We start from the raw sequence: 1,132 nt of genomic DNA on the forward strand, positions 1-1,132 counted from the left end.
TTGGGTCATCGTGCCCTGCGCGATGGCGCTGGCCGCCACGTTCGGCGTGCTGCTGGGTGCGCCTACGCTTCGTCTGCGCGGCGATTACCTCGCCATCGTGACCTTGGGCTTCGGGGAAATCGTCCGGATCTTCATGAACAACCTGGATCGTCCGGTCAACATCACGAACGGGCCGAAGGGGATCACGGGCGTCGATCCGGTGTCGTTGTTCGGGTTTGATTTGTCGAAGACGCATTCGTTGTTCGGGTTCAGCTTCCCATCCGTCTACAACTACTACTACCTGTTCGTGCTGTGTTCGCTCTTCGTGATCTTCGTGTGCGTGCGCTTGCAGCACTCGCGGATCGGCCGTGCATGGGCCGCGATCCGCGAGGACGAAATCGCCGCAAAAGCAATGGGCATCAACACGCGTAACGTGAAGCTGCTGGCGTTTGCGATGGGTGCGTCGTTCGGCGGTTTGTCGGGCGCGATGTTCGGCACGTTCCAGGGATTCGTATCGCCGGAATCGTTCACCTTCTGGGAATCGATCGTGGTGCTCGCCTGCGTGGTGCTCGGCGGCATGGGCCACATCCCGGGCGTGATTCTGGGCGCGGTGCTGCTCGCCGTGTTTCCGGAATTCCTGCGCTCGACCATGGGTCCGCTGCAGAACGCCATCTTCGGTCATCAGATCGTCGATACCGAAGTCATCCGCCAGTTGCTGTACGGCCTCGCGATGGTGCTGATCATGCTGTATCGCTCGGAAGGCCTGTGGCCGTCGCCGAAACATGAAGACAAGATCGCGAAGATCGCAAAGCGCGCCGGCAAGAAGCCGGTCCGCGCCTGACGCCACAAGAGAGCGGAGAAAACACAATGAGCGATAAACCCATTCGACTGTCGGTCAAGGGCGTGAACAAACGCTTCGGTGGCCTGCAGGCGCTGTCCGAAGTCGGCCTCGAAATCCGGGAAGGCCAGATCTACGGTTTGATCGGCCCGAACGGCGCCGGCAAGACGACCTTCTTCAACGTGATCACGGGCTTGTACACGCCGGACTCGGGCTCGTTCGTGCTCGACGGCACGCCTTATACGCCGACCGCCGTGCATCAGGTCGCGAAGGCCGGCATTGCGCGCACGTTCCAGAACATCCGTTTGTTCGGCG

Annotated in this window: 2 protein-coding genes; both read left to right on the forward strand. The window is 61.1% G+C overall.

From position 1 onward, the window contains the following. Positions 1 to 820, forward strand: an 820-nt coding sequence (locus tag ACRXB1_RS36520; RefSeq protein ID WP_449494837.1) for an ABC transporter permease subunit, incomplete at its 5' end; no start/stop codon positions are given. 26 nt (positions 821 to 846) lie between these two features. Continuing rightward, positions 847 to 1,132, forward strand: a 286-nt coding sequence (locus tag ACRXB1_RS36525) for an ATP-binding cassette domain-containing protein (protein WP_449494838.1), incomplete at its 3' end; no start/stop codon positions are given.

The sequence above is a fragment of the Caballeronia sp. M23-90 genome (assembly GCF_053574605.1).